This window comes from Bacillus sp. 9.4 (assembly GCF_055486415.1).
In genome coordinates this window covers 145,238-168,722 of sequence record NZ_JBVFMU010000001.1, presented here as the reverse complement: position 1 = coordinate 168,722, position 23,485 = coordinate 145,238, and the positions used below count along the sequence as shown (strand labels likewise).

Genomic DNA, 23,485 nt, shown 5'->3' with positions numbered 1-23,485 from the left:
TTTATTTAGAATAAAAATAAAATATATGGAGGTGTTATATTGTTGGTTTCTGGCTGGAAATTTGATCAAGACGTGACAAAAACCTTTGACTCACATGTAAGAGAACATGTTCCTTTATATGATGAAATACATAAGCTCATATCTTCAACAAGTCAGTGGTTTATTGAAGATTATACAAATGTTTATGACATCGGTACATCAACGGGTGAGTTTTTAAAAAATATAAAAAGGTCATCTCCAAATAAGCTGTTCAACTTAATTGGCATTGACAGTTCTAAAGAGATGGTTGAACAAGCTAAAGTCAATATGGATAAGAATAATATTGATGCCAACATAATTGAAGGTGACGTACTAGATGATTCATTTGAAATAAAGAATGCTAGTTTAGTAACGTCAATTTTAACAAATCAGTTTATTTCCATACATAAAAGAAATGTTCTTCTGGATAAAGTCTATCGCGGATTAAATAAAGGTTCGGCATACATAATTGTTGAGAAAATTAAAGGCAATAATCCGTTCTTCAATGAGATGTGGATTGAGCTTTATCACGAGAAAAAAATAGAAAACGGTCTTAATGAAAAACAAGTCATGGATAAATCTAGAGCAATAAGAGGTATTTTGAAGCCTTTATCTTTGAATGAAAATTTAAAATTGCTACACCAAGCTGGTTTTAAGGATATTGATGTGTTTTTTAAATGGTGCAATTTCGTTGGGATTATAGCGGTAAAATAAGGAGGAAGTTGAAATAAACAAGAGACAAAATAATGGATTAACAGTAGTAGATTTATTCTGTGGGGCTGGAGTAGGCGCAGTCGGTCTAAAACAAGCAGGTTACACTATTGTTGATGCAATTGACAATAAAAAATATGCAGTTGACACATACAATCAGAACATTGGAAATCATGCACGATTAGCAGATGTAAGAAAACTTACTGGCAGTGATATCATGGATGCCGACCTTATTGTAGGTGGTTTCCCTTGTACTCCATTTAGTGAGGCAGGCTCAGGAAGAGGAGAGTTAGATTTAAAAAATGGTGACCTTGGAGCACATTTCTATAGACTGATCAGAGAAAAGAAACCGAAAGCTTTCATAGTTGAGAACGTAAAAGGGATGACATATAAAAAGCATGAAAAGTTCTTTGAATGGCTTATCACTAGTTTTTCTGACATTGGGTATACAGTGCAATGGAAACTGATGAATTGTTATGATTACGGAGTTCCTCAGGAAAGGGAAAGAGTATTTATAGTTGGTATAAGGAATGATGTAGAAGGAAAATTCGAGTTTCCGGAAAAAGTTCCATATTCAGAAAGAAAGACATTAAAAGATGCTATTGGAGATCTTCCAATTCCTCATAAAGACAATGGAATTAAAAATCATAATACATATTACAATGGAGGATTCTCTTCAAGATATTTATCAAGAAACAGACAAAGACAATGGGATGAACCAAGTTTTACTATAGTAGCTACTGCAAGACAGCTGCCTTTACATCCCAGTCCTCCAAATTACGATATTAGAAAAATTGATGACTATGATTGCGATCCCCCAAGGAGATTTACAGTTAGAGAGTGCTTAAGAATACAATCTGTGCCAGACTGGTTTTATTTTGATGACAGTATAAAACTAGACAAGCAATATGAGAGATGCAGCGGTATTCCATCTTTAATTGCATATAAATTAGGGATCCAGGTAGAGAAAGCACTAAATTAAACTAAATAAAATTTGTCTTTTATACAAAGGTAAAATTAGAGGAGTGAAATGGTTGGATAGCTACCCAGAGTCCCTAAAAAGAGAGACAGAGGAGATTAAAGAGCGTGTTAGGAATGGAAATATCAGCGAAGACAGGATTAAAGAAATTGCAGAAACGACAGTTGAGTTTTTGCAATCAGAGGAGAAAAGACATAAATACTTTTCAGAAGTTGCTGCAGCTATGGCTGATAACTTAAGTGAGTTTTTCAAGTCGTATTTAAAAGGAGAGTGAAATATGCTAACTGATCAAGAAAAAATTGACTTGGTAAACGCTCTTGATTTTGTAGTTATTGAACCACATACACAAAGCATTTACGTACATAACGATGAAAAGACCAGTGGAGTATTAGCTAAGGTTTTGCACAATATTTCTGTAGATGAGTATATTGAGAGCTTTAATAAAGGGAGTCTAATTGATATCTTTCCAGCAGCTATGCAAGAAGCCGGTGCGGAAGGGTTTAAAGATGGCCAGTTTGTGATTATGCCAAAGAAATTTTATGTTGATCAATGTTATGCGATGAGTAAGGAAATCGAGCGGTTAACTAACCTAATCGATCTACACAATATTAAACCAAATACATATCGAGGCTTGATTCATTAAATTGTTTCAAGAAAAAACGAAAGGATAAAGGGATGTTTATTGAAAAAGTATTATGTAAGGTGTAAAGACAGCAAAGGTGAAAATGCGTCTCTAATTATTGAGGCGCTATCACCTGAACAAGCAAAAGAACAAGCATACGAAGTACATGAGGTAAGGGATATTTATAATGTAAGTCTGGGAGAAGGAGCATCAAGGAATTACCTAGAGCGAAAATATTCCCCATACATAAAAAATGACAACGGAAAAGCAATAACCATTTTTTCATAGGGAGAGGGTATCATTAAGGATATAGTCAGAGATATTGTAATTGATGATATTGATGCTGTTGAAGGAATATTAGATAAGCTTTATGTTTATTTGGAGAACACACTTAGGCCAGAAGAGAGTCGGATTTGGAAACGGTGTGATAAAGATATAATGGCTGCTTTTGAGAAGTTAAGAAATATTAAAGAAACAATATAAAGAATAAAAATAAAATTACTATTGACTGAGTAGACAATAAAGAGTATGCTAGATTCATAAGAAGAGAGGTGAGGATATGGGGTGCGCAAAATGTAAAGAGCATATTGATGGGATTGTCTATTACATAAGAATTACTGACGACAAAGATTATAAAGAATTTCCGGTACATAAAGAATGTGGTGAAGAATTACAGAAAAATTGTTTGGAACATTGTAAGGCCATGAAATTAGAAAAGACACTAAAATTTTTGAAGTTGCAATTAGAATGAAAATAAAATTACTATATAATATTCCTTTTATCGTGATTTGTTTTCAAAAGTAAAAACGCCATAAAAATTCTTATGGCGTCTGTCGAACAGGGAGGTGCTTATACCAAACTAGATTGGAACACCCTCTGGATAACCACCAAAGAAAGAAGCTCCAACAATGATTAACAAAATGAATAGCACCACGATCAAAGCGAAGGAGCTGCCATAACCGTTTGAGTAACCGTTATTTCCGTTAGAGTATCCACCGAAGAATCCCATATTTCCACCTCCTTTAGGGAGATAGAACATGATATGCGGAACGATATATTTCGACATGGATTTAAGTCTATATAAGAAAAAATGAAGTTTTTGTCTAAAATTCAGCTCAATTGATAAGAAAGGGATGATCAAATGACAAATACATGGTTCATCAGTGATCCGCACTTTGGCCATAAGAATATCATCAAATATGATGGTGATAAACGACCATTTAAAGATACTGAACATATGGACAATGTGATTATTGAGAATTTCAATAAAACGGTTAGCGAAGGGGATACAGTCTTTTGGCTTGGAGATATGTTTTTCTGTAATTCAAAAAGAATTGAGTACATAGTGAGTCGGTTAAAGAAAACTAGAAACATACTTATTAGAGGAAATCATGACAAAGGAATTTCAGATACAAAGTTTAGAAGACTTGGTTTTGATCCACATAGGATGTATCTCTATGAGGATTACATCCTTACTCATGAACCAATTTCTCAGGTGAATATGAACAGATTAATTGAGGAATTTCAACTTTGCTGTAATGTACATGGGCATACACACAGTGAGGAAACTGGTCTCGAAAAGCTAAGTCATGTTTGTGTAAGTGTTGAAAATACCGACTTTAAACCAGTTACGATGGATTGGATTAACTCGAAAAGGTGGGAAGGGGCAAGAAATCCGTATTGGAAATAGAAAATAATTTCCCGGGCAAGCGCAGTATACGACAAATCAAAACAAATAACGAGGAGAGATTAATATGGACAAAGAAAAGTGGGTAGTTGAGGTCTATGCAGGAAAAGAATTCGTTGGGAAGATGACTGGCTTAGATGGAAAGGTAGCAGTATTTGATCAACGAGAACAAGCAATTAATGAGGCACAAAAGTTTAAAGCAAAAGGTACTTTGGGCATCTGGTGTAAAGTCGTTCAGCATGTGGAGGAGCAAGTTGCAGCTAGTCATTAACGTTCTTGAAATCGTAGGTCTTTTGTTGATTGGAATAGTATCACTAGATATATATGGAACTAAAAAGGGAATAAAACCTCAAATCGCTTTAGTATTATTAGTTCTAGCTGTTTTAGCTGGGTTGTCATTCTTAATCAGTTTAGTTTTATTAATTATCAATATTATCTAAATAAAATTCAATTTTTAATGAGACTTATAAGGAGGTGAATAAGTGGGGAGACATCAAGCTAAGTTTGAAGGCAAGATAATCAATAAATCTTATGGATTGGATGTACTCGGTCGTTTTTCTGAAAAGGAAAAAATAGAGTTTAACTGTTTCTTCGAAGGGATTATTGATTTAGAACCTATTGAAATTGGAGGCAAAGTATATATCCCTGGTTTTAATGAATACGTAGTTGTTACTGACAGACAACGCAACACAAATAATGAATGGACGTATCAGACTGATAAGATTATTAAAACAATTGAAGACAAAGAAAGCTTTGAAAGAGCAATTCAAGAACAAACGAAACTTGAAGAAGAATGGCAACAGCGTGTCAGACAAGAGAATCAATTTGTTAAAGAACAAAATGACAATCGCAAAACTTCCTGGTGGAAGAGACTAATTACTAAAAATTAAAGGAGAGATTTTTATTGAATAAGGATACAAAAGATACTTGGAACGGTTTCTTAATTGGATCAGGTTCGTTAATTTTAGTTGGATTACTTATTTTTGTTGAAGCGTTGACTATGTCACTAATTGTTTATTACGGATTAAATCATGTTCTAAATCCTTTACTCATCCATACATACAACATTCAAAATGTTCATGTCACATTACCTCATGCCTTTGTTATTGGTGTTTTACTAAATATATTTGTCAAAGGTGTCAAACAGTCAGACCAGGAAAAAGATGAGAACATCTTCAAGAAGGCCGGTAAGTCTTTACTGCATTCAGCTTTAGCATTAATTGTTCTATATGTCAGTACATTGTTTATTTAACGAAGGAGAAATCTGAATATGATTAAATCGCAGCAAGTTAAAGTTTTTAGAGAGACGTTACATTGTGATGAATGCGAAGAAGCTCCAGAGCTTGTGTTTGTAAATATGATGCTCACATCAAACCCACCACAATATCCGTTTCAGTGCCCATTGTGTAGGAAAAGAGTTCATAAGAAAACAACATATCCAAAGATTAGATACGAATCAGTTGATTGAAATCTAAATAAAAGTTTTATTTTATAGAAAGAAATAAGGGGTAAGAGAATGCCAATAAATTTAAAGATTAGAAAGAACGAAGCAGATAAGCCGAAGGTGAAAGAGATAGAGGACGGCTATTTTATTAGAATGCATGAGGATGATGTGTATATAGTTAAGGCGCTAGAAAGGGAATATCAAGCTAATACCGATACACAAGAAGTCATGCTTATTAGTCTGAGTACCTTTGGAATAGGACTGTATAAGAACATGCAGGAGCTAAAAAGTCGACTATCTGACAGGGGTAGCACGGTTGAAGTTATCAGACCTAAACAAGCAAACGTTAATATCGGTTTTGAGTGGAGAGAAGCCAAATGAAAGAGCTTTTGGAAACTGAATAAAAGGATGATTTTAAAGAGAAATCAGAAAAGGAGAATAGGATGGAATACACCAAACATGGAAATTCTGTAGAAGGCTATATCACGTTCAATCTTTATTTCGAGACATTTGATTATAAAGAAGATAGCTTGCTAGAACAAATAAAATTCACAACAGCTAAAGAATTATTCAACATAATGCAGCCTGATTTTATTGAGGAGTTAAAAAATGAAAACGGAGCAGATCAGGTTGATCTTTACAATATCACTTTTAGTGCTAAAGAGGATGATACGGAAGCTTTCATTACAATGTACGACAACTCAGGAAACTATCGAGTCTCAACAAAATTAGATGTAGATGGCCTGGATAGCGAGTATAAAGCAACTCTGCAAGGCATCAAAGATATTCTTGATAAGAAGATTTAAAAATAGAAAGAGGGGATTAGAATAGACACTTTTGATTTTATCGGTTGTCGGTTTAAACATTATAAAGGCGGTCTATATAAGGTTATTGGAGAGGCAATTCATACTGAGACAGAAGAGAAGCTTGTTACATATGAAGACATGGATGGCATTCTGTGGGCAAGACCTAAGAAAATGTTCTTTGGAACAGTTGTTGTTGATGGAAAAGAGATAAAAAGGTTCACAAAAATAAATTAGGAGTTGATGTAATAACATGAAATTTTTTGAGGTGTGCGACCCATATTATGCATTAATTAAAGCTAATACAAAGGAAAAGGCAATAAAGCTATATACAGAAGAAGTTGCGGACGATGACGGGAACTTAAGAGATGAGATCAAAGAAGTTGGTATGTTGTACGCAGCTGTTAAACACAGTCGAACAGTAACCGAGGATCAAGAACTGTCTCCAATATCAGATGTTCTCGAAGAACTTCAAAGTAATGAAGAAAGAGTTTTGATTATGGATGGAAGTTTACTTTAAAGAATAAAAATAAATTAAGAGGATGATGAAGATGAAAATGAAATATGGACTTTATTGTATGGGATCACTTGTTAACATTTATGATGATGCTATTGAAGCTCATAATGACGCAGTGTTTGCTCAAGAAGAAAGTGGAGTACCGCATGAAGTAAAAGAAATTCAATAAAATAAAAGGGGGACATTAAATGATTCAAGGGTTCTATAAAGATCAGAAACTTCACCTTTTGGAAGATCCTATGCAGCAGTACACTGTCATGAAAGTTGAAGAAAATGCAGTATGTGTTTACCGATGGATCGATGACTATAGACACAAAATTGAGAGATTTACAGATGTTGAAGAGGCTAAAAAGCTCCTTGGAGAAGGATGGCCTAAACAATAAAAAGGAAGGTGTATACATGGAATTAATATTTGCTGAAACAATTAAAAGAGATCAAAAATTAGAGAATACGGACATTGTTAAACTAAGTGATGATTATTACATGGTTGTCAAAGAGATTGAGGGTTATATTGCAAGGAATTTTAAAGGATGGACAGGTGCCACTGGTCACCACCCCACTTTAGAATCACTTTTAGATTCTTTATATGGACTCAGATGGAATCCCAAAATTTTTAGCCATAAAGATTATCACCTAGAATTAAAAAAATCTGAATAAAATCACAGTTTTATTTTAAATAAAAAACAAAAAATAAGGAGATGTAAAATGGGGGCAGCTAGACGTATTGATCCAACTCAACCATATGTAAAAAAGAAGAACATTATTAACTTTACAGTAGCCACTGAGAACACTCATATTCATTTAGCTGATGGGCAATCTCTTCCAGTATTCAAAGGAGAGATTATTGCAACTGACCAGCAGGGAAATCAATTTGTTGAATTAGAAAAGAATCTAGATGATTACGTTCCAGTTAAAAAGAGTTCCTTATATGAAAGTATGGCACAGGGCTACATGGAAATGGGCGACATTAATCGTGAAATATCAGAAGCATTCAATCACGCTGAAAATGAAGCTGAAACAGTGACTACAAAATTAATTACAGGGGCATATAACGATTAGTGGTCATTACATATGAGAGTAAAACTGGCAATGTAAGAAGGTTTGTAAAAGCGCTTCAACACAAGTTAGATATTGAGACCATTGAAATAACTGATGATACGATCATCAATCAAGAGTTTATACATATTACATACACGATAGGCTTTGGGGAAGTACCTGAAAGGACTTTGAGTTTTATCAATAAGAATAAAAATAAAATAAGAGGAGTTGCTGTTAGTGGTAACAAGGTTTGGGGTGATAACTATGGTTTAGCTGGAGACAAGCTTTCAGCTAAGTTCCAAACACCATTGTTATTAAAGTTTGAACTTAGTGGAACGAAACAAGACTTACAGAAGATCATTCAGGAGGTACAACTTATTGACAAACACAATGCCAAAGTGGTTCAAGCTCAATAATGAGATCATGATTCAGAAAGATGGGAAGTATCAATTCGAAAAGGATAAGGAGGCCGTACATAGTTACTTTGTTGATTACATTAATCAAAACACAGTCTTTTTCCATGATCTAAAAGAGAAGCTGGACTACTTGATTAAAAATGATTATTACGAAGAAGAATTCTTAGATCAATATACATTTGAACAGATTAAGTCAATCTATAAGATTGCTTACAGTTACAAATTTAGATTCCCATCTTTTATGAGTGCGTTTAAGTTCTACAATGACTATGCATTAAAGACAAACGATAAAACAAAGATCCTGGAGAGGTACGAGGATCGTGTCTCAATTGTGGCTTTGTATTGCGCTGATGGCGATTACGAGAAAGCTGTTGAGGAAGTACATACTATGATGAAACAAGAGTATCAGCCGGCAACACCTACTTTCCTTAACGCTGGACGTAAGCGAAGAGGTGAAATGGTGAGCTGCTTCTTACTTGAAGTGGATGACAGTTTGAATGCTATCTCTAGAGCCATTGATATCTCCATGCAGCTTTCTAAACTAGGTGGAGGAGTAGCATTAAATCTAAACAAACTAAGAGCCAAAGGTGAAGCTATAAAAGACGTAGAGAATGCGACTAAGGGTGTCGTAGGTGTCATGAAGCTATTGGATAATGCTTTTAGATATGCAGATCAGATGGGACAAAGACAAGGTTCAGGAGCAGTTTATCTAAGTGTATTCCATCCAGACATTATTGATTTTCTCGATTAATTGGTAGTCGCCTGTTATAGCAATATGGCAGTGAAAACTTTGTGAACGCAAGCAAAAGCGGTGTCCTGGTTCAGGGCTAACGGGGGAACCTCAGCACATAAAGGTGGTGGCAATCCCGTGCCAAGCCGAGCACGAAAGGAGGTGAAACATTGAAGGCTGTATACAAAATAAGAAATATTAAAAACGGTAAGTTCTACATAGGAAGTAGCGCAAATTTTAGAAAAAGGAAGACAGCGCACATAAGATTACTAAAGACTGGTTCCCATCACAACAAACCATTACAAGAAGACTTTAATACATACGGAGAGAATAATTTTCGATTTGAAGTTTTGTATCACTCTGATTACATAAAACGTTTTGACCTATATAAAAAGGAACAAGAATTCTTATCTAATTTTGAAAAAGAACAATTGTACAATCTTTATGACAATGCATTTGGAATGTCTTACAAGGGAGAAAAAAATCCTATGTTTGGGAAGACTCATTCAGAGGCAGTTAGATGTAACTCATCCAAAATTAATTCAGGGAAAAACAATTATTGGTATGACAAGCCCGAACATATGGAGAAAATGCGGAGCAAAATAAAGAAGCGTTTTGATGGAAGGAAGCACACTGAGGAAACTAAGCGAAAAATGTCTTTATCTCGTAAGGGAAGAAAGAAGACAAAAGAAACTTGTCTTAAGCTTAGTCTTAACAACGGAAATAGGGTTGGGATTATTGTAGACGGAGTTTACTATCATTCTATGTCAGAAGCAGGTAGGCGACTAAATATTAGTAGAAACACAATAAACAGTCGTGTAAACAACCCTAAATTCAAAAATTATTACAGGTGCTCGGAAGGTGTAGAGACTAATTGTAAGCCGGAGATTAGCGCCGGTTGAAGCGCAAAGCATCTTACTAAGATGAAGATATAGTCCAACCCCCTTAGAAATAAGGGGATAGTTGACCAAAAAAATAAGTGCTGATGAAGATGTCCGAGTTAAAACACTATCCATTGGTGTAGTTGTTCCTGATAAGTTTATTGAACTTGCAAGGGAAGACAAGGATTATTACATGTTCTATCCGCATTCAGTATACAAGGAATATGGACAATATCTTGATGAGTTAGACATTAATGAAATGTATGATGAGCTTGTTGAAAATCCAAGAGTTAGAAAATCAAAGGGAAATGCTCGAAAGCTGTTAGAGCAATTGGCCATTCTAAGAAGCGAATCTGGTTATCCATATATCATGTTTGCTGACAATGTAAATAAAGTGCATCCAAATGAACATATTTCAAAAGTGAAGTTTTCTAATTTGTGTTCTGAAGTCCTCCAATCATCACAAGTATCAATTTATACGGATTACGATAAAGAGGATGAAATTGGTTTAGATATCTCCTGCAATCTTGGCTCAATGAACATTGTAAATGTAATGAGTAATCAATCAATTGCTTCAACAGTAAGAATAGCAATTGACTCATTGACAACTGTCACAAGGAAAACAAACATTGTAAATGCTCCAGCAGTTGCGAGAGCAAATACACTAATGAGATCAATTGGTCTAGGGCAGATGAACCTCCATGGATTTCTAGCTCAAAATAATATTGCTTATGAAAGTGAAGAAGCTAAGGATTTTGCAAATACATACTTTATGATGGTTAACTTCTACTCCCTGCAGCGTTCTATGGAAATTGCTCGAGAAACAGGGGAGACATACTACAAGTTTGATGGTTCGACTTATAAATCAGGTGAGTATTTCGAAAAGTACGTAACAAATGATTATAGCCCTCAGTATGAAAAGGTTAAAAAGCTATTTGGAGATCAACATATTCCTAATATTGAAGATTGGATGAAGCTTAAAGAAGATGTGATGAAATATGGCTTATACCATTCCTATAGGCAGGCTATTGCACCTACAGGAAGTATTTCATATGTACAATCATCTACAGCTGGTGTTATGCCGATTATGGAACGAATTGAGGAACGCACATACGGAAACAGTAAGACATATTATCCGATGCCAGGTTTATCGGCTCAGAATTGGTTCTTCTACAAAGAAGCATACGACATGGATATGTTTAAGGTAGTTGATCTTATTGCAACAATTCAGCAGCACGTCGATCAAGGGATTTCATTTACGTTGTTCTTGAAGGATACGATGACGACGAGAGATCTAAATAGAATAGACCTCTACGCTCATCATAAAGGAATTAAGACCTTGTATTATGCAAGAACAAAGGATACAGGTCAGGACTCATGTCTATCTTGTGTTGTCTGATTAACTCTATAAAAATAGTATTCATATAATAGTTCAGAAATTAAAAGAAGGATATTCATTAGAATAGTATTTTTAAAATTTCCCTCAAAACACAGAGATAGAGCTAGATTAACAAAAAACATAAAAATAATTTTTTTCGCTTTTTTAATCACACGTAAAACCATCCTTTAATTATTTTAGGAGCTTTGTTGCCCCGTCTATAAGGGCTTCAAAGAGGGGTGGTTTTACAGTGTCAAATCAAAAATTTTTTAGGATAGGAGAATATTTTTGACAAAAATTTATGACGCAGCAAACTGGTCAAAGCATGAAGACGATTTTACCCAAATGTTCTATAACCAAAACGTGAAACAGTTCTGGCTTCCGGAAGAGATTGCTTTAAACGGCGATCTCCTCACATGGAAGTACCTCGGGAAAAACGAGCAGGACACTTATATGAAGGTACTGGCTGGTTTGACGTTGTTGGATACAGAACAAGGCAACACTGGCATGCCTATCATTGCAGAACATGTAGATGGACATCAAAGAAAGGCAGTTTTAAACTTCATGGCCATGATGGAAAACGCTGTTCATGCGAAGTCTTACAGCAATATCTTTCTTACATTAGCTCCAACCGAGCAGATCAACGAAGTGTTTGAATGGGTAAAAAACAATAAGTTTCTTCAAAAGAAAGCGGGACTAATTGTTTCAATTTATAAAGCAATTGAGAAAAAAGATGAAATTTCCTTATTCAAAGCGATGGTTGCTTCCGTCTATCTGGAAAGCTTCCTTTTCTACAGCGGTTTCTATTATCCGTTATATTTCTACGGACAAGGAAAACTGATGCAAAGCGGTGAGATCATTAACCTGATTATTTAATAGTCCCTTTTGTCGGCAACGGCAAATGTGAACCTCTCTAATTGCTGGAAAATCCTTTTTAGGACAATCAGCAGCGAAGCTATGCGAACCCAAAGGAGGTGAAAGTGATAAGAAAGGAAGTCGAAGAAGCGCCGTGGTGGATAACGGAAACGGGAATTATCATATCAAAAAAATTAAAGAAACCAAGAAAGACATTTACTACTCCACAAGGCTATGAAATGATAGGATATACGCATCCGAAAAAAGGAACACAGAACTTTTTAGTACATAGGTTAGTCGCTAAATATTTTATTCATGACATACCGAAAGGAATGTTTGTAAACCACATAGATGGAAATAAACTTAACAATCACGTTCAGAACTTAGAGATAGTTACACCTAAAGAAAATACTCTACATGCAATGAAAATTGGATTAATGTCAGGACAACCTGGAGAAAGTAATTCAATGTCAAAGCTCACAAATATGGAGGCAGCAAATTTAATCTACGATTTGATTGCTGGAATGAACAATGTTGAAGCTGGTGAAAAATACAGCCTACATCCTCGTTACGTTAGTCTAATTCGACATAAAAGAAGATGGAAGACTTTATGGGATCGCATAGAACGTTCAACGACTATCGCATAGGCGGCGAAATTCCGCAAAACGAGTAGGGCGCAAGCTATTGGCGTGGGTGAGAACCCCTTAAATCGAAACGGGAGGCATCCTACTGGGATGATGATATAGTCTGCTCCTTACGGTAACATAAGGCGGTTGCGGTAGGGCAACGAACCGATAGTAGCGAAATCGGTTGAACTAAGGGTATTAGAGACGAGGCGATACACGGCGTTTACATCGGATTGCTAGCTCAAGAGATATATAAGAAACAAACTCCTCTGAAGCAAAAAGAACTGCATGCATGGGCTTTAAACTTACTGCAAGAGCTTTACGAAAATGAATTAGAGTATACAGAAGATGTCTATGATCAGGTTGGCTTAGCTCCAGATGTGAAGAAATTCATCAGATACAACGCAAATAAAGCTTTAAACAACCTGGGATACGATCATCTGTTCGAGGAAGAAGATGTTAACCCAATTGTTATCAATGGGTTAAGCACTAAGACCAAATCCCATGACTTCTTTTCGACTAAAGGAAATGGGTATAAAAAAGCAACTGTTGAGCCATTAAAGGATTCTGATTTTATTTTTACTGAGGAAGGATGTATTCGATGAGATTGATTAAATTAGAACAGCCTAATTGTAATCCATGTAAAATGGTGTCCAATTACTTAGAACAAGCAAATATTCTGTTTGAGAAAGTTGATGTTACACAGGAACCAGAAGTAGCCGCAAGATTTGGTGTTATGGGAGTACCGGTAACCATTCTGCTGTCTGATCAAGGCGAGGAAGTAAAACGAAGTATTGGTTTTAAGCCAGATGAACTTGATGAGTTATTAAAGGAATTACAATAAAAGGGTAACTTTATTGTAATTAAAAGGAGGGCTGACCATATTCGGTTGGAATTTTAACAGGCTTTTATGGTGGAAGTACATATTGTTGTTGATTTTTTTAATCACTATAATGCCCTTATGGATAATTGATTGGATAACCTTCTGTAAGATTAAACGTGTAGACTGGATTATTCAACGGTATTCAGATTGGGCTGCTTATTTAATTTTTGGATAACAGATGTTTCACAAAAAAACTAAAGGAGTTAATACATAATGCAAATTAAAATCAAATATCTAGATGAAAAACAAACAAGAATCAGCAAAATTGAGCAAGGTGATTGGATTGATCTTCGTGCAGCTGAAGATGTAACGATCAAAAAAGATGAATTTAAACTTGTCCCATTAGGTGTGGCTATGGAATTGCCTGAGGGTTATGAGGCGCATGTCGTTCCTCGTTCAAGTACTTATAAGAACTTTGGCGTCATTCAAACAAATTCAATGGGTGTTATTGATGAGTCCTACAAAGGAGACAACGATTTCTGGTTTTTCCCTGCTTATGCATTGCGTGATACAGAGATTAAGAAAGGGGATCGGATCTGTCAATTTAGAGTCATGAAAAAGATGCCAGTAGTAGAGTTGATTGAAGTTGAGCGTTTAGAGAACCAGAACAGAGGCGGGCACGGTTCAACGGGGACGAAGTAAGTAAAATTAAATACCTTGGCTGTTCACAATACAGGTAGCAGCCAAGGTAGTATATTTCCTTAACAGCTTTTAAAAAACGCCTATTTTTTTATTAGATACATATAGAGAGTACAACTCGTCAGTTTTATAACCCGTGAATTCCTCAAGATCTACGTCATAACCCTGTATATCGAGAATATTTAAATCGTCATCTATTGGTTCTGTGTAAACAATGATTTTATTTATTTTGATATTGTTTGAGGATTTAAAATGAGTAGCCAAATCATATGATGCACTGCTAACAAGCGATTCAAACGATGTTCCAGGTTCCTTATTGGAGTCATAAACATGAAGAATGTTTTTCTCTATTTCTAATGTGTATGTAAAAGTCCTACTATACTCAGAAGTATTATAAGAAAGGTCTGTAATAGTTCCCTGAACGACTGGTTCTTGAGTGATATTCATCCAGCATCATCTCCATCCATAATATATTGTTCACAGAAAATTATACCAGATCATTGGAAAAATGGATAATAATTACCCTTGATATCTAAATAAAAGAATACTTTTATCTAATATTTAAGGAGGAATGAGATCATTAACAGCAAAGAAAGAGTTTTACAAGCAAAATATGACGACATGCTTTATAGGAATGGTCTTTGCCTTGGGTTTCTTCAGTTGCAAGGACTTGAAGATGAATTTATTGACCATATGAGACAAGTTGCTGAGTACGAGAAAGACCTGAGATACAAAAAGGCAGCGGCTAACTTCATTAAGATACATGACCAAAATAAACTGGGCGGGTGATTAATTGTTTAAGGATAAAAATAAAATAATAAAGAGTATTGAAAAGATCAATAAACTTGAAGAAGGGTTGGCACTATTTGAAGAAGGTGACGAAGAGTATTTAAGTGTATTAGTGAAAATTCAAGGGCTATATGATGAAATCGCAGATAATGCCTTAGAGTGTTTTAAAGATATGACTACAAAAATCAGGAACACTGGTCAGAAACGAATTGGAAAAGGGATTGAACAGTTGCCAAATACAATTAGAGAAAGTATTGCTGATCAAGTGAATGATATTAAAGGGGAGCTATTTGAATGAAAGCAAATATTAATGGTGTTGAATTTGAAGGTACACCCGAAGAAATAAACGAATTGATCAATTTACAGGGATATAAGAATATGCTGCAAGATGAATTATTAATGAGAAACTTTGAACAGCTTAGCCGAGTGAATAAATTAAGACCGACTAATTTATTTAAAGTATGGGATTATGATTTCCATGACTCGCCTAAATGCTTAGTTATCTCTTGATAGAGCAGTAGTTAAATCAAACACAAATATAAAATAAGGAGATGTTTATTATAACATATGTAACTTTATTTCTAGCAGCTTATCTAATTGTATTAAACATTAATGAGGTAAGGTTGATTATGCGAGGGGAAAGCAATACGTATATAAAAGTAAAGAGTGTACTTGATAATTCAACTCCAGAAGATGCGAAACGAAATAAGAATTTAATTTACCTGTTTACTTTGCTTAAGGGGATTTCTTTAATCATCCCCTTGGCATATAACGGTTTAATTATGCATGAAAATATACTTATACTCTGTTGGACAGCATTTTCAGTTATATACACAGTCCTAAGCATGTTTAAGGTTTTAGACGTGTTGGAGGGCGAAACAGTAAGCCATAGTAGATATATTTATTTGGCTTATGTCTTTGGGAACCTTATCTTTGCATTGAGTATTATTTTCATATAATGTGAAATTGTGTTTAGCTGCACTCATTATACGGCTCAAGCCCTTTTAGCATAGGTCTTGAAGGATGTCTTGGAGAGTTTTTCACAGTTAGAAGCTTGTCAAAATGAGTTTTTATTACATAAACCTGATTCTGATTCGCTTCTTTAAGCAACAACATAAAGTCATTACACTGTTTTATATGGAATTGCTTATCAAATAAATCAGGGCAATCTCCCCAAGCCAAGACGATTTTTTTTGAGTCTCTTACAAGGGAGCTCAATACCTGCCGATTAGTTGCCATTACTGTATCAAATAAATTTGTATTTTCGTGTTGTAAGTTTTTAATTAGAGAAGATAACATTGTAGAATTGGTTTCATAAAAGGGATACAGATTGGCAATATGTATTGTACCTACTTCGTTAAGGGTGTGGCTGAATTTACAAAGCTTATTTATGGTTAGGTCAGAAACATCCCTGCCTGCTATACTTGGATTTAACATCATATAAACAAAAGAGGAGTCTAAAGAGTTGTTTAACTTAATCGATAAACAGTATCTAGCTTCGATGGAATCTGTTAATCTTTCAGTTTTACACTCAATAACTTTGCTAACAAACTCCGGCTTATATTTATAAACAGGCATAACTGACCATCCCTTTCCAATTTATAACTAAGAATATCTTACCAAAGTGTGTAAATGAAAGGAAGTTAATTTTAAATGACTCAATTCGATAAACAATACAACTCAATCATAAATGACATTATAAATAATGGAATCTCAGACGAAGAATTTCAAGTAAGAACAAAGTGGGATTCAGATGGAACACCGGCTCATACACTAAGCGTGATTAGTAAGCAAATGAGATTCGATAACGCAGAGGTTCCGATTTTAACGACAAAAAAAGTTGCCTGGAAAACAGCGATTAAAGAGCTGCTCTGGATTTGGCAGCTGAAATCGAACAATGTTAATGATTTAAACAAAATGGGCGTACATATCTGGGATCAATGGAAACAAGAAGATGGCACCATTGGACATGCATATGGATTCCAGCTGGCCAAGAAAAACAGAAATCTAAATGGAGAAAAGGTAGATCAGGTTGATTATCTTCTGCATCAATTGAAGAACAACCCGTCTTCACGCAGACACATTACAATGCTGTGGAATCCTGATGATTTAGACGCAATGGCCTTAACGCCATGTGTATACGAGACACAATGGTACGTTAAACATGGGAAACTCCACCTTGAGGTAAGAGCACGGAGCAATGATATGGCATTGGGAAATCCATTCAATGTATTCCAGTACAATGTGTTGCAGCGCATGATTGCTCAAGTCACAGGTTATGAGCTTGGTGAATTTATCTTTAATATTGGGGATTGTCATGTGTACACACGTCATATAGACAATTTGAAAATCCAAATGGAAAGAGAACAGTTTGAAGCACCTGAACTATGGATCAATCCTAAAGTGAAAGATTTTTATGACTTTACAATTGATGATTTCAAGTTAATCAACTATAAGCATGGGGACAAGCTTTCATTTGAGGTAGCGGTTTAATGCTGCCTCTTTATTGCTAATTTTAACGAAAAATAATAAAGTTGGAGTATTGGGAGGTGTTGTATATGCTAACTGAAGATGAGCTTAAATGGATGAGAGAGGTACTCAGGGATTATGAGTTTGGCGAAATTTCACCTTCATATTTTTATAAAAAGAAAACAGAAATTGAACGCAATCGCAACAGAGGAATAGTCCGAAAAGAGTTGGATACTCTTAGGAATAAAATGAGAAAGTATACCCCGGATGAGTTGCTCTCATTTAGGAAAATTAGTGACAGAGATATTCATGACTATGAAAATTTTTCGGGGATTTATATTATCCACAATTGCAACTTGGATGAGTATTACATCGGACAAGCAGTAAAGGTAGTTGATCGAGCTCGTATGCATTTTCTTGCCAATGCAGGAAATGAAGAGGTATATAAAGACTTTTCCTTAGGGGATACATTTAGCATTAGTTGTATTCCTTTAAACATCACTTCATATTCAACGCTAAATGAATTAGAAGACAATGCTATAAGAGCTTATGATTCATTCCATAATGGGTATAATAAGATGCCTGGAAATGTAATGGACAAATATATTTTCAAAAATGATGATTATGAGAAAGCTGCTAACTTGATATTAGACAAGATCAAAGGAACAGAGTTGTTCGCTAGCCTTACCAATGACCGAAAAAGAATGAAGTATACTCGAAGCTTATTTACCGAACTTGAACTACCAGAGAATATACATTTTAGGTTGGGTTTGGTTAAGTGCATAAAAGCTTATCAAAAGGCTAATAAAGCTAATATTAGAAATAAAGAATAAAATAAAAATTACCTAGACATATATGTTTTCAGGTGATAAGATAGATACAAGTTAAACAGCTTGTCTTTCGATAAATTTAGAATAAAAATAAAATTACTATAAAACTAATATTTTATCCAGAAAACAAAAAAGAGAGGGGAGCCCTCTCAGATCATTAAGTATTGTAGTCCCAGTAAACATCCACATTAACTGTTACACCAGCGTTGCTATCGTTATTTTTTGCTTCCACGTAAAGTGATTTACCTGACACATCAGACAGGTTAACGCTAAACACTTTGTAGAACTGGCTACTTATATAGTTGCCACCACTTGGCGTGACTCGGGCAACTTCAGTTCCATTGGATTTGCGTAAGATGTAAGTGACGTTAGCAGAACTGCTTCCATTGCCTGCTGACCATTGGTATCCCATTATTGATATTTTAGTAACATTGTTTGGTGTAAATGAATTTACTACTGTCTTGTAAGACAAACTGCCAGATTTAGATGATCCTAAATAAGCCTCACCGATGCCATTTTTAACTGCTGTAGCTGAACCTAACGCATGGAAGCTACCAGTACTTGCTGATGCCACTAGATTATTTTGAGGTAAGGTAGTTGGTTCACTTTTAGTAGCTGCATCGGCTGAGACAGCTGCACCAGTAAGGCCGAGAGTTGAAACTAATAAAGCAATTGCTGTTTTCTTCACCAAAAACATCTCCCTTTATTAGAAAATTATGATACTTCTTTATTATAGCAGTTAATCTTGAAAAAAATGGTGAATGTTGTGAAATTATGGTGAAGTTTCTGAACAGAGTGTAAATTTCTCTTTTTAAACTTTTAAGGAGGTGATTTATTGATAAAGGAAAATGGAATACATAGCACCAACGAACAAATATCAGCCTTAGAGCAAAAGAAATATCATATCGAAACTAAGTTACTTGAAAAACAGAGGGATCTTTTAAGACTTGAAACTCAGCAAAACAAAGAGAAGCTTGAATTTTTATTCGAGCTAAGCGAAGTCTTAACCCAATTGCAAGATGAAGAATGGGTAAGCTGCATGATTGCTTTACAAATTATTAGAAGAAATAAAAGAAAGTATTTAGATCTGTTTGATCTAAATGATGATAAAGCATACGTAAATAAGGATAAATTTAAAGTTCTTCATGATGAATTCTTTGAATTGAAGCTACAATTACATGAGATATGAGGAGTTGTCAGTTGACGGTAGCGAAATTGGAGGTGACAAATATATGTGTACATGTGAAGAGGGTAGTGGCAAATGTCCTTATTGTGACGGAGCGCTGGATATATTCTAAATGAAATCTGTATTTTAAAGAGAATGCAATTTATAGAGTGGCTAATCAAAGGAGGCAATAAAATGGTACAGACATTACACAGTGCAAGTCGAGGAGATTAATAATAGTAGTAACATAAAAAGAGGTGGAAACAATACCATACCATTAGTTCTGTATGGATTTAGAGAAGAGACTTAAAAAAGAGAGGGGAATTATCCCCCTCATAAATTAATGAAATTGACCGCCCATGTTTTGTTGAGCTAAGCGAACTAAACGTTTAGTGATTTCTCCACCAACTGAACCGTTTGCACGAGATGTAGTCTCAGCGCCTAATTGAACACCAAACTCAGAAGCTATTTCAAGTTTCATTTGTTCAATAGCTGAAGCTGCTTGAGGAATTAGTAAATCATTATTGTTGTTTGATCTTGATCTACTTTGTTGAGCCATCTTATTCATCTCCTAAAGTGTAATGAAAACAAGCTTGTTTGAATCATATTATGGAGAGATTATTTTAATTTATACACGCCAAAGAAATAAATTTTTCATTAAGAAAGGTGGAGACAAAATGAAAATTGATTATGTTTCAGATCTCCATATAAATCATTGGATTCCTTGGAATGTAAATCAGATTAAGTGGGAGAAGCGAACAAGAGAAATTGTAAATAGGTTAATCTCAAACGGTAATGGGGAGGTATTGGTCATTGCCGGCGATTTTACTGAATGGAATCAACAAACTTTATGGGTTTTAGATGAGGCAGCAAAGCAATACGAGAAGGTTTACTTTACATATGGTAATCATGATCTTTATTTACTTAGCAAGAGCCAAAAAAGGAAATACTCAGACTCGTTAGGCAGGTTGAATGATCTAATTCAAAAAGCTGCTGACTTGAAAAATGTAACACCATTAATTAAGACAACTGATACATACAAAGGTAAAGTTTTTGCAGGAGATGTTATGTGGTACCTACCAAAAGGAATTGAAGGATGGGATTTCTATAGAGGGGTATCAAATGATTCTAATTACATTTCCATTAATGGATACAGCAAAGAAGATGGAGTAAGAGCAATGTGGAAAGAATCAATGGATTGGTATGAAACGCTTGAAAACACCCAAGTTGATGTTTTTGTTTCTCATGTTCCACCTGTTCACAATCCTTATTCCCCGTTTGAGCCAAACAGCTGCTATATGGTTGATGTCCCATTCATTAACGCAAAACATTGGATTTGTGGACATGATCATTTACAAGCTGAGTTTGATAAAGAGGGAATGAGTTTTCACATGAATTGCATCGGATACCCGTATGACTATGATAATTATCCGAGTGTCAATGTGATACCTGGTGATGAAGTAGATTCGTATAAAACGTTTGAGCTAAAAACATTTGAGATTTAGATTCAATTAAAATTCTAATTTTATTCAGAAATGAGGGGTATCGGTGGTTAAATTAGATGACTATTTGTCAAGAACAAATGCACACTTATTAAATGACTTTAAGTGGGGGAGTCAGGGACAAAGTGAGTTCAACAAATTTATGAATTTGGTAAGAAAGAAGTTAGCACAAGAAGAAGAGCATCGTAATGAACTAACTAAAGCAGTAAAGATTGCAGGGGAATCTGAACAAAAGAGCCAGACTGTTTAAAAATATGTTGATTTTATTAGTATAGAAACAACTTGAATGGCGGTGAAGAAATGGAGTGCCAGCACGAATATGAAGTTTGTTGTTATAATTCGTCAATTGTGATTGAAGAATGTGCGAAATGCGGCGATGAAAAGGAAACTGACTTTGATAGTTATTGCCTAGATTATGGATTCCCTGTCCTTCCAGATGAAGTTGATTAAAAATTAGGAGGAGAGTATGACGAAAGTTTATAAAGCAGAGTTTTATATCACTGAAGTTGAACGACTAAGAAGGATAACCAACAATGGATAAATGCTTTGAGTGGTGGGGAGTTACTCTGACTGGAAATCAGAAAACCATAAAAGCTTTAAGTGGCTAATGGACATCAACAAAACACTGATCGAGAACCTCTACAAAGTGCAAGCAGACACAATTGAAGAACTTGTAAACAAACTATATGAACAGGTTCCTGAGTATGAGAAGAAGTTCTTGAAGTATGTCAATGAGCAGCTACCTAATCTGAGGAGGTACTTACAAGTCGAGCTACCCTATAATCCTAAACTAATATCGAGCATTGAATACGAAATCTACATATCCAGTGCTGAAATTGATTGTGAATACCCCTTTGATGCTAGAGGTTGCATTATAACTTTCTTTCAATGGATACCAGAAATAATCGATTTGTACAAGGAGGGATTAAGTGCAGAACAAATTAACCTGGTTTGATTTAAATTATAGAACTGGTTCAGAGTCTAAAATTAGCTGTTGTTTTCTGCGACTGTTTGACCTTATAAAAGAGAGCTTGCACATATACTTCAATATAAAGAATTCTAAAGATATTTATGATTTTTTGTCCCAGGCTAAAAGACAAAGCAAGGATAACCTTTTTGTTGAATGGTTTATAAATAATGGAATTCCTAAATTAAAGAGCATTGACATTAACAATTTGCCAAAAGATGATCGTTTTCTTGCGATGTTGGAACTTGATGAGTATATCCTAAAAAGCGAAATGGACTTTGCAGATCCAGAGGAAATAAGAAGCTACATAATTTCATTTGTGAGCAGTCTTCAACAATACATTGACCTATGTAAGGAGGAGTTAAATGAAGAATACAGAGTTTAAGATAACAAGTTTTTTAGAGGAATATAAACGAGGGGACGAGATGCGAAGAGATTTCATCGTTCATGAAGGCTATACTGCTATCGAAGAGATCATTAAAGAAGTTAATCAAAGGGGATCACTAAATGAGGCTGATATTTATTACGGAACTCCTAAACCTCAACTAAGTTTCTCGGACGTTGAATTAGGCTACATGCTTACTTCAATGATGGAATATGCGACAAATCATGTAGGAAACCCAGTTGATGAGGAATGTGAATTTGAAAATAAGCTGGCTTATTTTGAGTATAAGGACGAGATTGTTCAAATTTATGAAGTGTACGGGCAAGGTATCGTCACCTGGTTTTTGAAACCAAGTGACGATACCATTGATAAATTGAATAACTCAGCTTACGGAGTGTATTTGATCCAGTTCGAGGATTTCATTAATTACACTAAAAATAAAGATATTGAGAGTGAAAAGCTGTCCCCAAGCAGCACGATCTTAAATGACATTACTAGTGGTTACACAGTCGAAAGAGGTTCTAAGTAGATGATTGTAACAGCTTGGATTTTGTTGATTATGTTTGGTTTATTCGCTTTATCAGATTTGAACTTAACTGAAGATGAAACAAAGCATATCAAATTCTTTATAATAATGAAATTTGTTTCTGTCTTTATAGTTGCTATAGCTGCAGGAGTAATTTTGGGAGGGTTGTTTCAATGAAGACGATTAAACTATATGAACTTGTATCAGAAGGTAAAAAACCAATTATTAAATTTAATGATAATGTGTATGAATGGATTGAAGAATCAGTCGATACCATGATGATGGGAAAAATAATAGGAGCTTCTATAGAATATGAGGATAGCGTTAGATTTTTAATAGATTTGAATCCTTTTGAAGCATACAATCGAAGCGTTGCGCGTCATGATTGGAGAGATGATGAAGGGAATTGTGTTTTAACATGGTTTGACACTTCTTTTTATCCGAAAAACGGAATTGAAACTATTTACTTACCAATTAATGAAAGAACAGAAATTGCGTTTGATTTTACAGAAGAAGATTCTTTATTAAATGAATATGCAAAAGTCCCTCAAGAAATTTCATATGTTGAATGGCTAGAAAATGAAGTTAAGCAATTAAAATCTAAATAAAATCGGTCTTTTATTTA

Annotated in this window: 43 protein-coding genes and 4 pseudogenes; 42 read left to right on the top strand and 5 right to left on the bottom strand. The window is 34.9% G+C overall.

What is annotated here, in order from left to right; genetic code table 11:
- Positions 1-39 precede the first annotated feature (39 nt).
- From ACZ07B_RS01060 to ACZ07B_RS01035, 6 genes are read left to right on the top strand one after another with little or no spacing between them, the layout of a single operon-like run.
- Entirely contained in the window at positions 40-732 is a 693-nt protein-coding gene (locus ACZ07B_RS01060; protein WP_464876786.1) for a methyltransferase domain-containing protein, read from the top strand.
- Positions 733-745: 13 nt separating this feature from the next.
- On the top strand, positions 746-1,711 hold the full coding sequence (locus ACZ07B_RS01055) for a DNA cytosine methyltransferase (RefSeq protein ID WP_464877029.1): 966 nt from the start codon (positions 746-748) through the stop codon (positions 1,709-1,711).
- Positions 1,712-1,763: 52 nt separating this feature from the next.
- On the top strand, positions 1,764-1,982 hold the full coding sequence (locus ACZ07B_RS01050) for a hypothetical protein (protein ID WP_464876785.1): 219 nt from the start codon (positions 1,764-1,766) through the stop codon (positions 1,980-1,982).
- A 3-nt stretch (positions 1,983-1,985) separates the two neighbouring features.
- Positions 1,986-2,351 (top strand): hypothetical protein, encoded by a 366-nt coding sequence (locus tag ACZ07B_RS01045; RefSeq protein WP_160245161.1) that lies wholly within the window; start codon positions 1,986-1,988, stop codon positions 2,349-2,351.
- A gap of 39 nt (positions 2,352-2,390) precedes the next feature.
- Positions 2,391-2,618, top strand: coding sequence for a hypothetical protein (locus ACZ07B_RS01040; protein WP_464876784.1), 228 nt, complete (start codon positions 2,391-2,393; stop codon positions 2,616-2,618).
- 12 nt (positions 2,619-2,630) lie between these two features.
- A complete protein-coding gene (locus ACZ07B_RS01035) occupies positions 2,631-2,813 on the top strand; it encodes a hypothetical protein (RefSeq protein ID WP_064814911.1) in 183 nt (60 codons plus the stop codon).
- Between the two features lie 376 nt (positions 2,814-3,189).
- Here ACZ07B_RS01035 and ACZ07B_RS01030 read toward each other — a convergent pair whose 3' ends face one another.
- Positions 3,190-3,339 carry a YjcZ family sporulation protein gene (locus ACZ07B_RS01030; protein WP_071579003.1) on the bottom strand — a complete coding sequence of 50 codons (150 nt, stop codon included), beginning with the start codon at positions 3,337-3,339 and terminating at the stop codon, positions 3,190-3,192.
- A 132-nt stretch (positions 3,340-3,471) separates the two neighbouring features.
- On the opposite strand from ACZ07B_RS01030, the gene ACZ07B_RS01025 reads away from it, so the two are divergent.
- The 22 genes and pseudogenes from ACZ07B_RS01025 (at position 3,472) to ACZ07B_RS00920 (ending at position 14,230) form a co-directional block, all read left to right on the top strand.
- On the top strand, positions 3,472-4,020 hold the full coding sequence (locus tag ACZ07B_RS01025) for a metallophosphoesterase (RefSeq protein WP_120363419.1): 549 nt from the start codon (positions 3,472-3,474) through the stop codon (positions 4,018-4,020).
- A gap of 64 nt (positions 4,021-4,084) precedes the next feature.
- Positions 4,085-4,288 carry a hypothetical protein gene (locus ACZ07B_RS01020; RefSeq protein ID WP_464876783.1) on the top strand — a complete coding sequence of 68 codons (204 nt, stop codon included), beginning with the start codon at positions 4,085-4,087 and terminating at the stop codon, positions 4,286-4,288.
- Entirely contained in the window at positions 4,272-4,457 is a 186-nt protein-coding gene (locus ACZ07B_RS01015) for a hypothetical protein (RefSeq protein ID WP_061187805.1), read from the top strand. The genes ACZ07B_RS01020 and ACZ07B_RS01015 overlap by 17 nt, the downstream gene beginning before the upstream one ends.
- A 96-nt stretch (positions 4,458-4,553) precedes the next feature.
- A complete protein-coding gene (locus ACZ07B_RS01010; RefSeq protein WP_464877028.1) occupies positions 4,554-4,907 on the top strand; it encodes a hypothetical protein in 354 nt (117 codons plus the stop codon).
- A gap of 14 nt (positions 4,908-4,921) precedes the next feature.
- Positions 4,922-5,269 carry a hypothetical protein gene (locus ACZ07B_RS01005; protein WP_464876782.1) on the top strand — a complete coding sequence of 116 codons (348 nt, stop codon included), beginning with the start codon at positions 4,922-4,924 and terminating at the stop codon, positions 5,267-5,269.
- Positions 5,270-5,533: 264 nt separating this feature from the next.
- Positions 5,534-5,842, top strand: a complete 309-nt coding sequence (locus ACZ07B_RS01000; protein WP_464876781.1) for a hypothetical protein — start codon at positions 5,534-5,536, stop codon at positions 5,840-5,842.
- A gap of 62 nt (positions 5,843-5,904) precedes the next feature.
- Positions 5,905-6,267, top strand: a complete 363-nt coding sequence (locus tag ACZ07B_RS00995; protein ID WP_345806234.1) for a hypothetical protein — start codon at positions 5,905-5,907, stop codon at positions 6,265-6,267.
- A 15-nt stretch (positions 6,268-6,282) separates the two neighbouring features.
- Complete coding sequence (locus ACZ07B_RS00990) at positions 6,283-6,501, top strand: DUF1653 domain-containing protein (protein ID WP_464877027.1); 219 nt, start codon at positions 6,283-6,285, stop codon at positions 6,499-6,501.
- A 16-nt stretch (positions 6,502-6,517) separates the two neighbouring features.
- The gene (locus tag ACZ07B_RS00985; protein WP_041338464.1) at positions 6,518-6,784 is read left to right on the top strand and encodes a hypothetical protein; all 267 of its coding nucleotides are present in this window, start codon (positions 6,518-6,520) and stop codon (positions 6,782-6,784) included.
- Positions 6,785-6,815: 31 nt separating this feature from the next.
- Entirely contained in the window at positions 6,816-6,950 is a 135-nt protein-coding gene (locus ACZ07B_RS00980) for a hypothetical protein (protein WP_406900621.1), read from the top strand.
- 19 nt (positions 6,951-6,969) lie between these two features.
- Positions 6,970-7,164 carry a hypothetical protein gene (locus ACZ07B_RS00975; RefSeq protein ID WP_004399360.1) on the top strand — a complete coding sequence of 65 codons (195 nt, stop codon included), beginning with the start codon at positions 6,970-6,972 and terminating at the stop codon, positions 7,162-7,164.
- Between the two features lie 16 nt (positions 7,165-7,180).
- Complete coding sequence (locus ACZ07B_RS00970; RefSeq protein WP_072183737.1) at positions 7,181-7,438, top strand: hypothetical protein; 258 nt, start codon at positions 7,181-7,183, stop codon at positions 7,436-7,438.
- A 48-nt stretch (positions 7,439-7,486) separates the two neighbouring features.
- The gene (locus ACZ07B_RS00965; RefSeq protein WP_229042921.1) at positions 7,487-7,840 is read left to right on the top strand and encodes a hypothetical protein; all 354 of its coding nucleotides are present in this window, start codon (positions 7,487-7,489) and stop codon (positions 7,838-7,840) included.
- On the top strand, positions 7,840-8,235 hold the full coding sequence (gene nrdI / locus ACZ07B_RS00960) for a class Ib ribonucleoside-diphosphate reductase assembly flavoprotein NrdI (protein ID WP_464876780.1): 396 nt from the start codon (positions 7,840-7,842) through the stop codon (positions 8,233-8,235). Before ACZ07B_RS00965 ends, nrdI begins: the two co-directional genes overlap by 1 nt.
- Positions 8,198-8,983, top strand: a pseudogene (locus ACZ07B_RS00955) (ribonucleotide reductase N-terminal alpha domain-containing protein); the annotation flags it as partial. The gene nrdI and the pseudogene ACZ07B_RS00955, both read left to right, overlap by 38 nt.
- 152 nt (positions 8,984-9,135) lie before the next feature.
- Positions 9,136-9,867, top strand: a complete 732-nt coding sequence (locus ACZ07B_RS00950) for an NUMOD3 domain-containing DNA-binding protein (RefSeq protein ID WP_464876779.1) — start codon at positions 9,136-9,138, stop codon at positions 9,865-9,867.
- Positions 9,868-9,931: 64 nt separating this feature from the next.
- A pseudogene (locus tag ACZ07B_RS00945) lies at positions 9,932-11,245 on the top strand (ribonucleoside-diphosphate reductase subunit alpha); the annotation flags it as partial.
- A gap of 267 nt (positions 11,246-11,512) precedes the next feature.
- Positions 11,513-12,097, top strand: a pseudogene (locus ACZ07B_RS00940) (ribonucleotide-diphosphate reductase subunit beta); the annotation flags it as partial.
- A 107-nt stretch (positions 12,098-12,204) separates the two neighbouring features.
- Entirely contained in the window at positions 12,205-12,726 is a 522-nt protein-coding gene (locus ACZ07B_RS00935; RefSeq protein WP_217002380.1) for an HNH endonuclease signature motif containing protein, read from the top strand.
- Positions 12,727-12,902: 176 nt separating this feature from the next.
- Positions 12,903-13,310, top strand: a pseudogene (locus ACZ07B_RS00930) (ribonucleotide-diphosphate reductase subunit beta); the annotation flags it as partial.
- Positions 13,307-13,549, top strand: coding sequence for a thioredoxin family protein (locus tag ACZ07B_RS00925; RefSeq protein WP_268277393.1), 243 nt, complete (start codon positions 13,307-13,309; stop codon positions 13,547-13,549). The pseudogene ACZ07B_RS00930 and the gene ACZ07B_RS00925, both read left to right, overlap by 4 nt.
- Positions 13,550-13,801: 252 nt before the next feature.
- Complete coding sequence (locus tag ACZ07B_RS00920; protein ID WP_464876778.1) at positions 13,802-14,230, top strand: dUTP diphosphatase; 429 nt, start codon at positions 13,802-13,804, stop codon at positions 14,228-14,230.
- 69 nt (positions 14,231-14,299) lie between these two features.
- Here ACZ07B_RS00920 and ACZ07B_RS00915 read toward each other — a convergent pair whose 3' ends face one another.
- On the bottom strand, positions 14,300-14,674 hold the full coding sequence (locus ACZ07B_RS00915; RefSeq protein ID WP_464876777.1) for a hypothetical protein: 375 nt from the start codon (positions 14,672-14,674) through the stop codon (positions 14,300-14,302).
- A 174-nt stretch (positions 14,675-14,848) separates the two neighbouring features.
- On the opposite strand from ACZ07B_RS00915, the gene ACZ07B_RS00910 reads away from it, so the two are divergent.
- The 4 genes from ACZ07B_RS00910 (at position 14,849) to ACZ07B_RS00895 (ending at position 15,975) form a co-directional block, all read left to right on the top strand.
- Positions 14,849-15,016, top strand: coding sequence for a hypothetical protein (locus ACZ07B_RS00910; RefSeq protein ID WP_464876776.1), 168 nt, complete (start codon positions 14,849-14,851; stop codon positions 15,014-15,016).
- A gap of 4 nt (positions 15,017-15,020) precedes the next feature.
- On the top strand, positions 15,021-15,314 hold the full coding sequence (locus ACZ07B_RS00905) for a hypothetical protein (protein ID WP_464876775.1): 294 nt from the start codon (positions 15,021-15,023) through the stop codon (positions 15,312-15,314).
- Complete coding sequence (locus ACZ07B_RS00900; RefSeq protein ID WP_268291875.1) at positions 15,311-15,526, top strand: hypothetical protein; 216 nt, start codon at positions 15,311-15,313, stop codon at positions 15,524-15,526. The genes ACZ07B_RS00905 and ACZ07B_RS00900 overlap by 4 nt, the downstream gene beginning before the upstream one ends.
- Positions 15,527-15,639: 113 nt before the next feature.
- On the top strand, positions 15,640-15,975 hold the full coding sequence (locus tag ACZ07B_RS00895; RefSeq protein WP_464876774.1) for a hypothetical protein: 336 nt from the start codon (positions 15,640-15,642) through the stop codon (positions 15,973-15,975).
- Between the two features lie 13 nt (positions 15,976-15,988).
- Here ACZ07B_RS00895 and ACZ07B_RS00890 read toward each other — a convergent pair whose 3' ends face one another.
- Positions 15,989-16,594, bottom strand: a complete 606-nt coding sequence (locus ACZ07B_RS00890; RefSeq protein ID WP_464876773.1) for a DUF1643 domain-containing protein — start codon at positions 16,592-16,594, stop codon at positions 15,989-15,991.
- 75 nt (positions 16,595-16,669) lie between these two features.
- Between ACZ07B_RS00890 and ACZ07B_RS00885 the strand changes: the two genes are divergently transcribed.
- Together ACZ07B_RS00885 and ACZ07B_RS00880 are read left to right on the top strand one after the other, a co-directional pair.
- Positions 16,670-17,509: a thymidylate synthase gene (locus ACZ07B_RS00885; protein WP_464876772.1), complete on the top strand. Its 840-nt coding sequence runs from the start codon at positions 16,670-16,672 to the stop codon at positions 17,507-17,509.
- 65 nt (positions 17,510-17,574) lie between these two features.
- Positions 17,575-18,318, top strand: coding sequence for a GIY-YIG nuclease family protein (locus ACZ07B_RS00880; protein WP_464876771.1), 744 nt, complete (start codon positions 17,575-17,577; stop codon positions 18,316-18,318).
- A 154-nt stretch (positions 18,319-18,472) separates the two neighbouring features.
- Here ACZ07B_RS00880 and ACZ07B_RS00875 read toward each other — a convergent pair whose 3' ends face one another.
- Positions 18,473-19,003 carry a hypothetical protein gene (locus ACZ07B_RS00875; RefSeq protein ID WP_464876770.1) on the bottom strand — a complete coding sequence of 177 codons (531 nt, stop codon included), beginning with the start codon at positions 19,001-19,003 and terminating at the stop codon, positions 18,473-18,475.
- A 147-nt stretch (positions 19,004-19,150) separates the two neighbouring features.
- Here ACZ07B_RS00875 and ACZ07B_RS00870 point away from each other — a divergent pair, with 147 nt between their 5' ends.
- On the top strand, positions 19,151-19,504 hold the full coding sequence (locus tag ACZ07B_RS00870) for a hypothetical protein (RefSeq protein ID WP_464876769.1): 354 nt from the start codon (positions 19,151-19,153) through the stop codon (positions 19,502-19,504).
- Positions 19,505-19,820: 316 nt separating this feature from the next.
- Here the strand turns inward: ACZ07B_RS00870 and sspC are convergent, their stop codons facing one another.
- Positions 19,821-20,039, bottom strand: coding sequence for an acid-soluble spore protein SspC (sspC, locus tag ACZ07B_RS00865; protein WP_009967454.1), 219 nt, complete (start codon positions 20,037-20,039; stop codon positions 19,821-19,823).
- 118 nt (positions 20,040-20,157) lie between these two features.
- Between sspC and ACZ07B_RS00860 the strand changes: the two genes are divergently transcribed.
- From ACZ07B_RS00860 to ACZ07B_RS00830, 7 genes are all read left to right on the top strand, one after another.
- Complete coding sequence (locus tag ACZ07B_RS00860; RefSeq protein WP_464876768.1) at positions 20,158-20,985, top strand: metallophosphoesterase family protein; 828 nt, start codon at positions 20,158-20,160, stop codon at positions 20,983-20,985.
- A 43-nt stretch (positions 20,986-21,028) separates the two neighbouring features.
- Positions 21,029-21,232 carry a hypothetical protein gene (locus ACZ07B_RS00855; RefSeq protein ID WP_166852021.1) on the top strand — a complete coding sequence of 68 codons (204 nt, stop codon included), beginning with the start codon at positions 21,029-21,031 and terminating at the stop codon, positions 21,230-21,232.
- A 357-nt stretch (positions 21,233-21,589) separates the two neighbouring features.
- Entirely contained in the window at positions 21,590-21,937 is a 348-nt protein-coding gene (locus tag ACZ07B_RS00850) for a hypothetical protein (protein WP_464876767.1), read from the top strand.
- Positions 21,912-22,334 (top strand): hypothetical protein, encoded by a 423-nt coding sequence (locus ACZ07B_RS00845; RefSeq protein ID WP_464876766.1) that lies wholly within the window; start codon positions 21,912-21,914, stop codon positions 22,332-22,334. Before ACZ07B_RS00850 ends, ACZ07B_RS00845 begins: the two co-directional genes overlap by 26 nt.
- Positions 22,315-22,863, top strand: a complete 549-nt coding sequence (locus ACZ07B_RS00840) for a hypothetical protein (RefSeq protein ID WP_464876765.1) — start codon at positions 22,315-22,317, stop codon at positions 22,861-22,863. The genes ACZ07B_RS00845 and ACZ07B_RS00840 overlap by 20 nt, the downstream gene beginning before the upstream one ends.
- Positions 22,864-23,037, top strand: a complete 174-nt coding sequence (locus ACZ07B_RS00835; RefSeq protein WP_464876764.1) for a hypothetical protein — start codon at positions 22,864-22,866, stop codon at positions 23,035-23,037. It begins immediately after the preceding gene.
- Positions 23,034-23,468 (top strand): hypothetical protein, encoded by a 435-nt coding sequence (locus ACZ07B_RS00830; RefSeq protein WP_464876763.1) that lies wholly within the window; start codon positions 23,034-23,036, stop codon positions 23,466-23,468. The genes ACZ07B_RS00835 and ACZ07B_RS00830 overlap by 4 nt, the downstream gene beginning before the upstream one ends.
- Positions 23,469-23,485 lie beyond the last annotated feature (17 nt).

Excerpts from the sequence above, each read along its gene's own strand:
- ACZ07B_RS01045 (WP_160245161.1), top strand. The coding sequence starts at position 1,986 with ATGCTAACTGATCAAGAAAAAATTGACTTGGTAAACGCTCTTGATTTT.
- ACZ07B_RS01030 (WP_071579003.1), bottom strand. The coding sequence starts at position 3,339 with ATGGGATTCTTCGGTGGATACTCTAACGGAAATAACGGTTACTCAAAC.
- ACZ07B_RS01025 (WP_120363419.1), top strand. The coding sequence starts at position 3,472 with ATGACAAATACATGGTTCATCAGTGATCCGCACTTTGGCCATAAGAAT.
- ACZ07B_RS01020 (WP_464876783.1), top strand. The coding sequence starts at position 4,085 with ATGGACAAAGAAAAGTGGGTAGTTGAGGTCTATGCAGGAAAAGAATTC.
- ACZ07B_RS01000 (WP_464876781.1), top strand. The coding sequence starts at position 5,534 with ATGCCAATAAATTTAAAGATTAGAAAGAACGAAGCAGATAAGCCGAAG.
- ACZ07B_RS00995 (WP_345806234.1), top strand. The coding sequence starts at position 5,905 with ATGGAATACACCAAACATGGAAATTCTGTAGAAGGCTATATCACGTTC.
- ACZ07B_RS00985 (WP_041338464.1), top strand. The coding sequence starts at position 6,518 with ATGAAATTTTTTGAGGTGTGCGACCCATATTATGCATTAATTAAAGCT.
- ACZ07B_RS00980 (WP_406900621.1), top strand. The coding sequence starts at position 6,816 with ATGAAAATGAAATATGGACTTTATTGTATGGGATCACTTGTTAACATT.
- ACZ07B_RS00975 (WP_004399360.1), top strand. The coding sequence starts at position 6,970 with ATGATTCAAGGGTTCTATAAAGATCAGAAACTTCACCTTTTGGAAGAT.
- ACZ07B_RS00970 (WP_072183737.1), top strand. The coding sequence starts at position 7,181 with ATGGAATTAATATTTGCTGAAACAATTAAAAGAGATCAAAAATTAGAG.
- ACZ07B_RS00965 (WP_229042921.1), top strand. The coding sequence starts at position 7,487 with ATGGGGGCAGCTAGACGTATTGATCCAACTCAACCATATGTAAAAAAG.
- ACZ07B_RS00925 (WP_268277393.1), top strand. The coding sequence starts at position 13,307 with ATGAGATTGATTAAATTAGAACAGCCTAATTGTAATCCATGTAAAATG.
- ACZ07B_RS00920 (WP_464876778.1), top strand. The coding sequence starts at position 13,802 with ATGCAAATTAAAATCAAATATCTAGATGAAAAACAAACAAGAATCAGC.
- ACZ07B_RS00915 (WP_464876777.1), bottom strand. The coding sequence starts at position 14,674 with ATGAATATCACTCAAGAACCAGTCGTTCAGGGAACTATTACAGACCTT.
- ACZ07B_RS00910 (WP_464876776.1), top strand. The coding sequence starts at position 14,849 with ATGCTTTATAGGAATGGTCTTTGCCTTGGGTTTCTTCAGTTGCAAGGA.
- ACZ07B_RS00900 (WP_268291875.1), top strand. The coding sequence starts at position 15,311 with ATGAAAGCAAATATTAATGGTGTTGAATTTGAAGGTACACCCGAAGAA.
- ACZ07B_RS00890 (WP_464876773.1), bottom strand. The coding sequence starts at position 16,594 with ATGCCTGTTTATAAATATAAGCCGGAGTTTGTTAGCAAAGTTATTGAG.
- ACZ07B_RS00885 (WP_464876772.1), top strand. The coding sequence starts at position 16,670 with ATGACTCAATTCGATAAACAATACAACTCAATCATAAATGACATTATA.
- ACZ07B_RS00880 (WP_464876771.1), top strand. The coding sequence starts at position 17,575 with ATGCTAACTGAAGATGAGCTTAAATGGATGAGAGAGGTACTCAGGGAT.
- sspC (WP_009967454.1), bottom strand. The coding sequence starts at position 20,039 with ATGGCTCAACAAAGTAGATCAAGATCAAACAACAATAATGATTTACTA.
- ACZ07B_RS00860 (WP_464876768.1), top strand. The coding sequence starts at position 20,158 with ATGAAAATTGATTATGTTTCAGATCTCCATATAAATCATTGGATTCCT.
- ACZ07B_RS00850 (WP_464876767.1), top strand. The coding sequence starts at position 21,590 with ATGGACATCAACAAAACACTGATCGAGAACCTCTACAAAGTGCAAGCA.
- ACZ07B_RS00840 (WP_464876765.1), top strand. The coding sequence starts at position 22,315 with ATGAAGAATACAGAGTTTAAGATAACAAGTTTTTTAGAGGAATATAAA.
- ACZ07B_RS00835 (WP_464876764.1), top strand. The coding sequence starts at position 22,864 with ATGATTGTAACAGCTTGGATTTTGTTGATTATGTTTGGTTTATTCGCT.
- ACZ07B_RS00830 (WP_464876763.1), top strand. The coding sequence starts at position 23,034 with ATGAAGACGATTAAACTATATGAACTTGTATCAGAAGGTAAAAAACCA.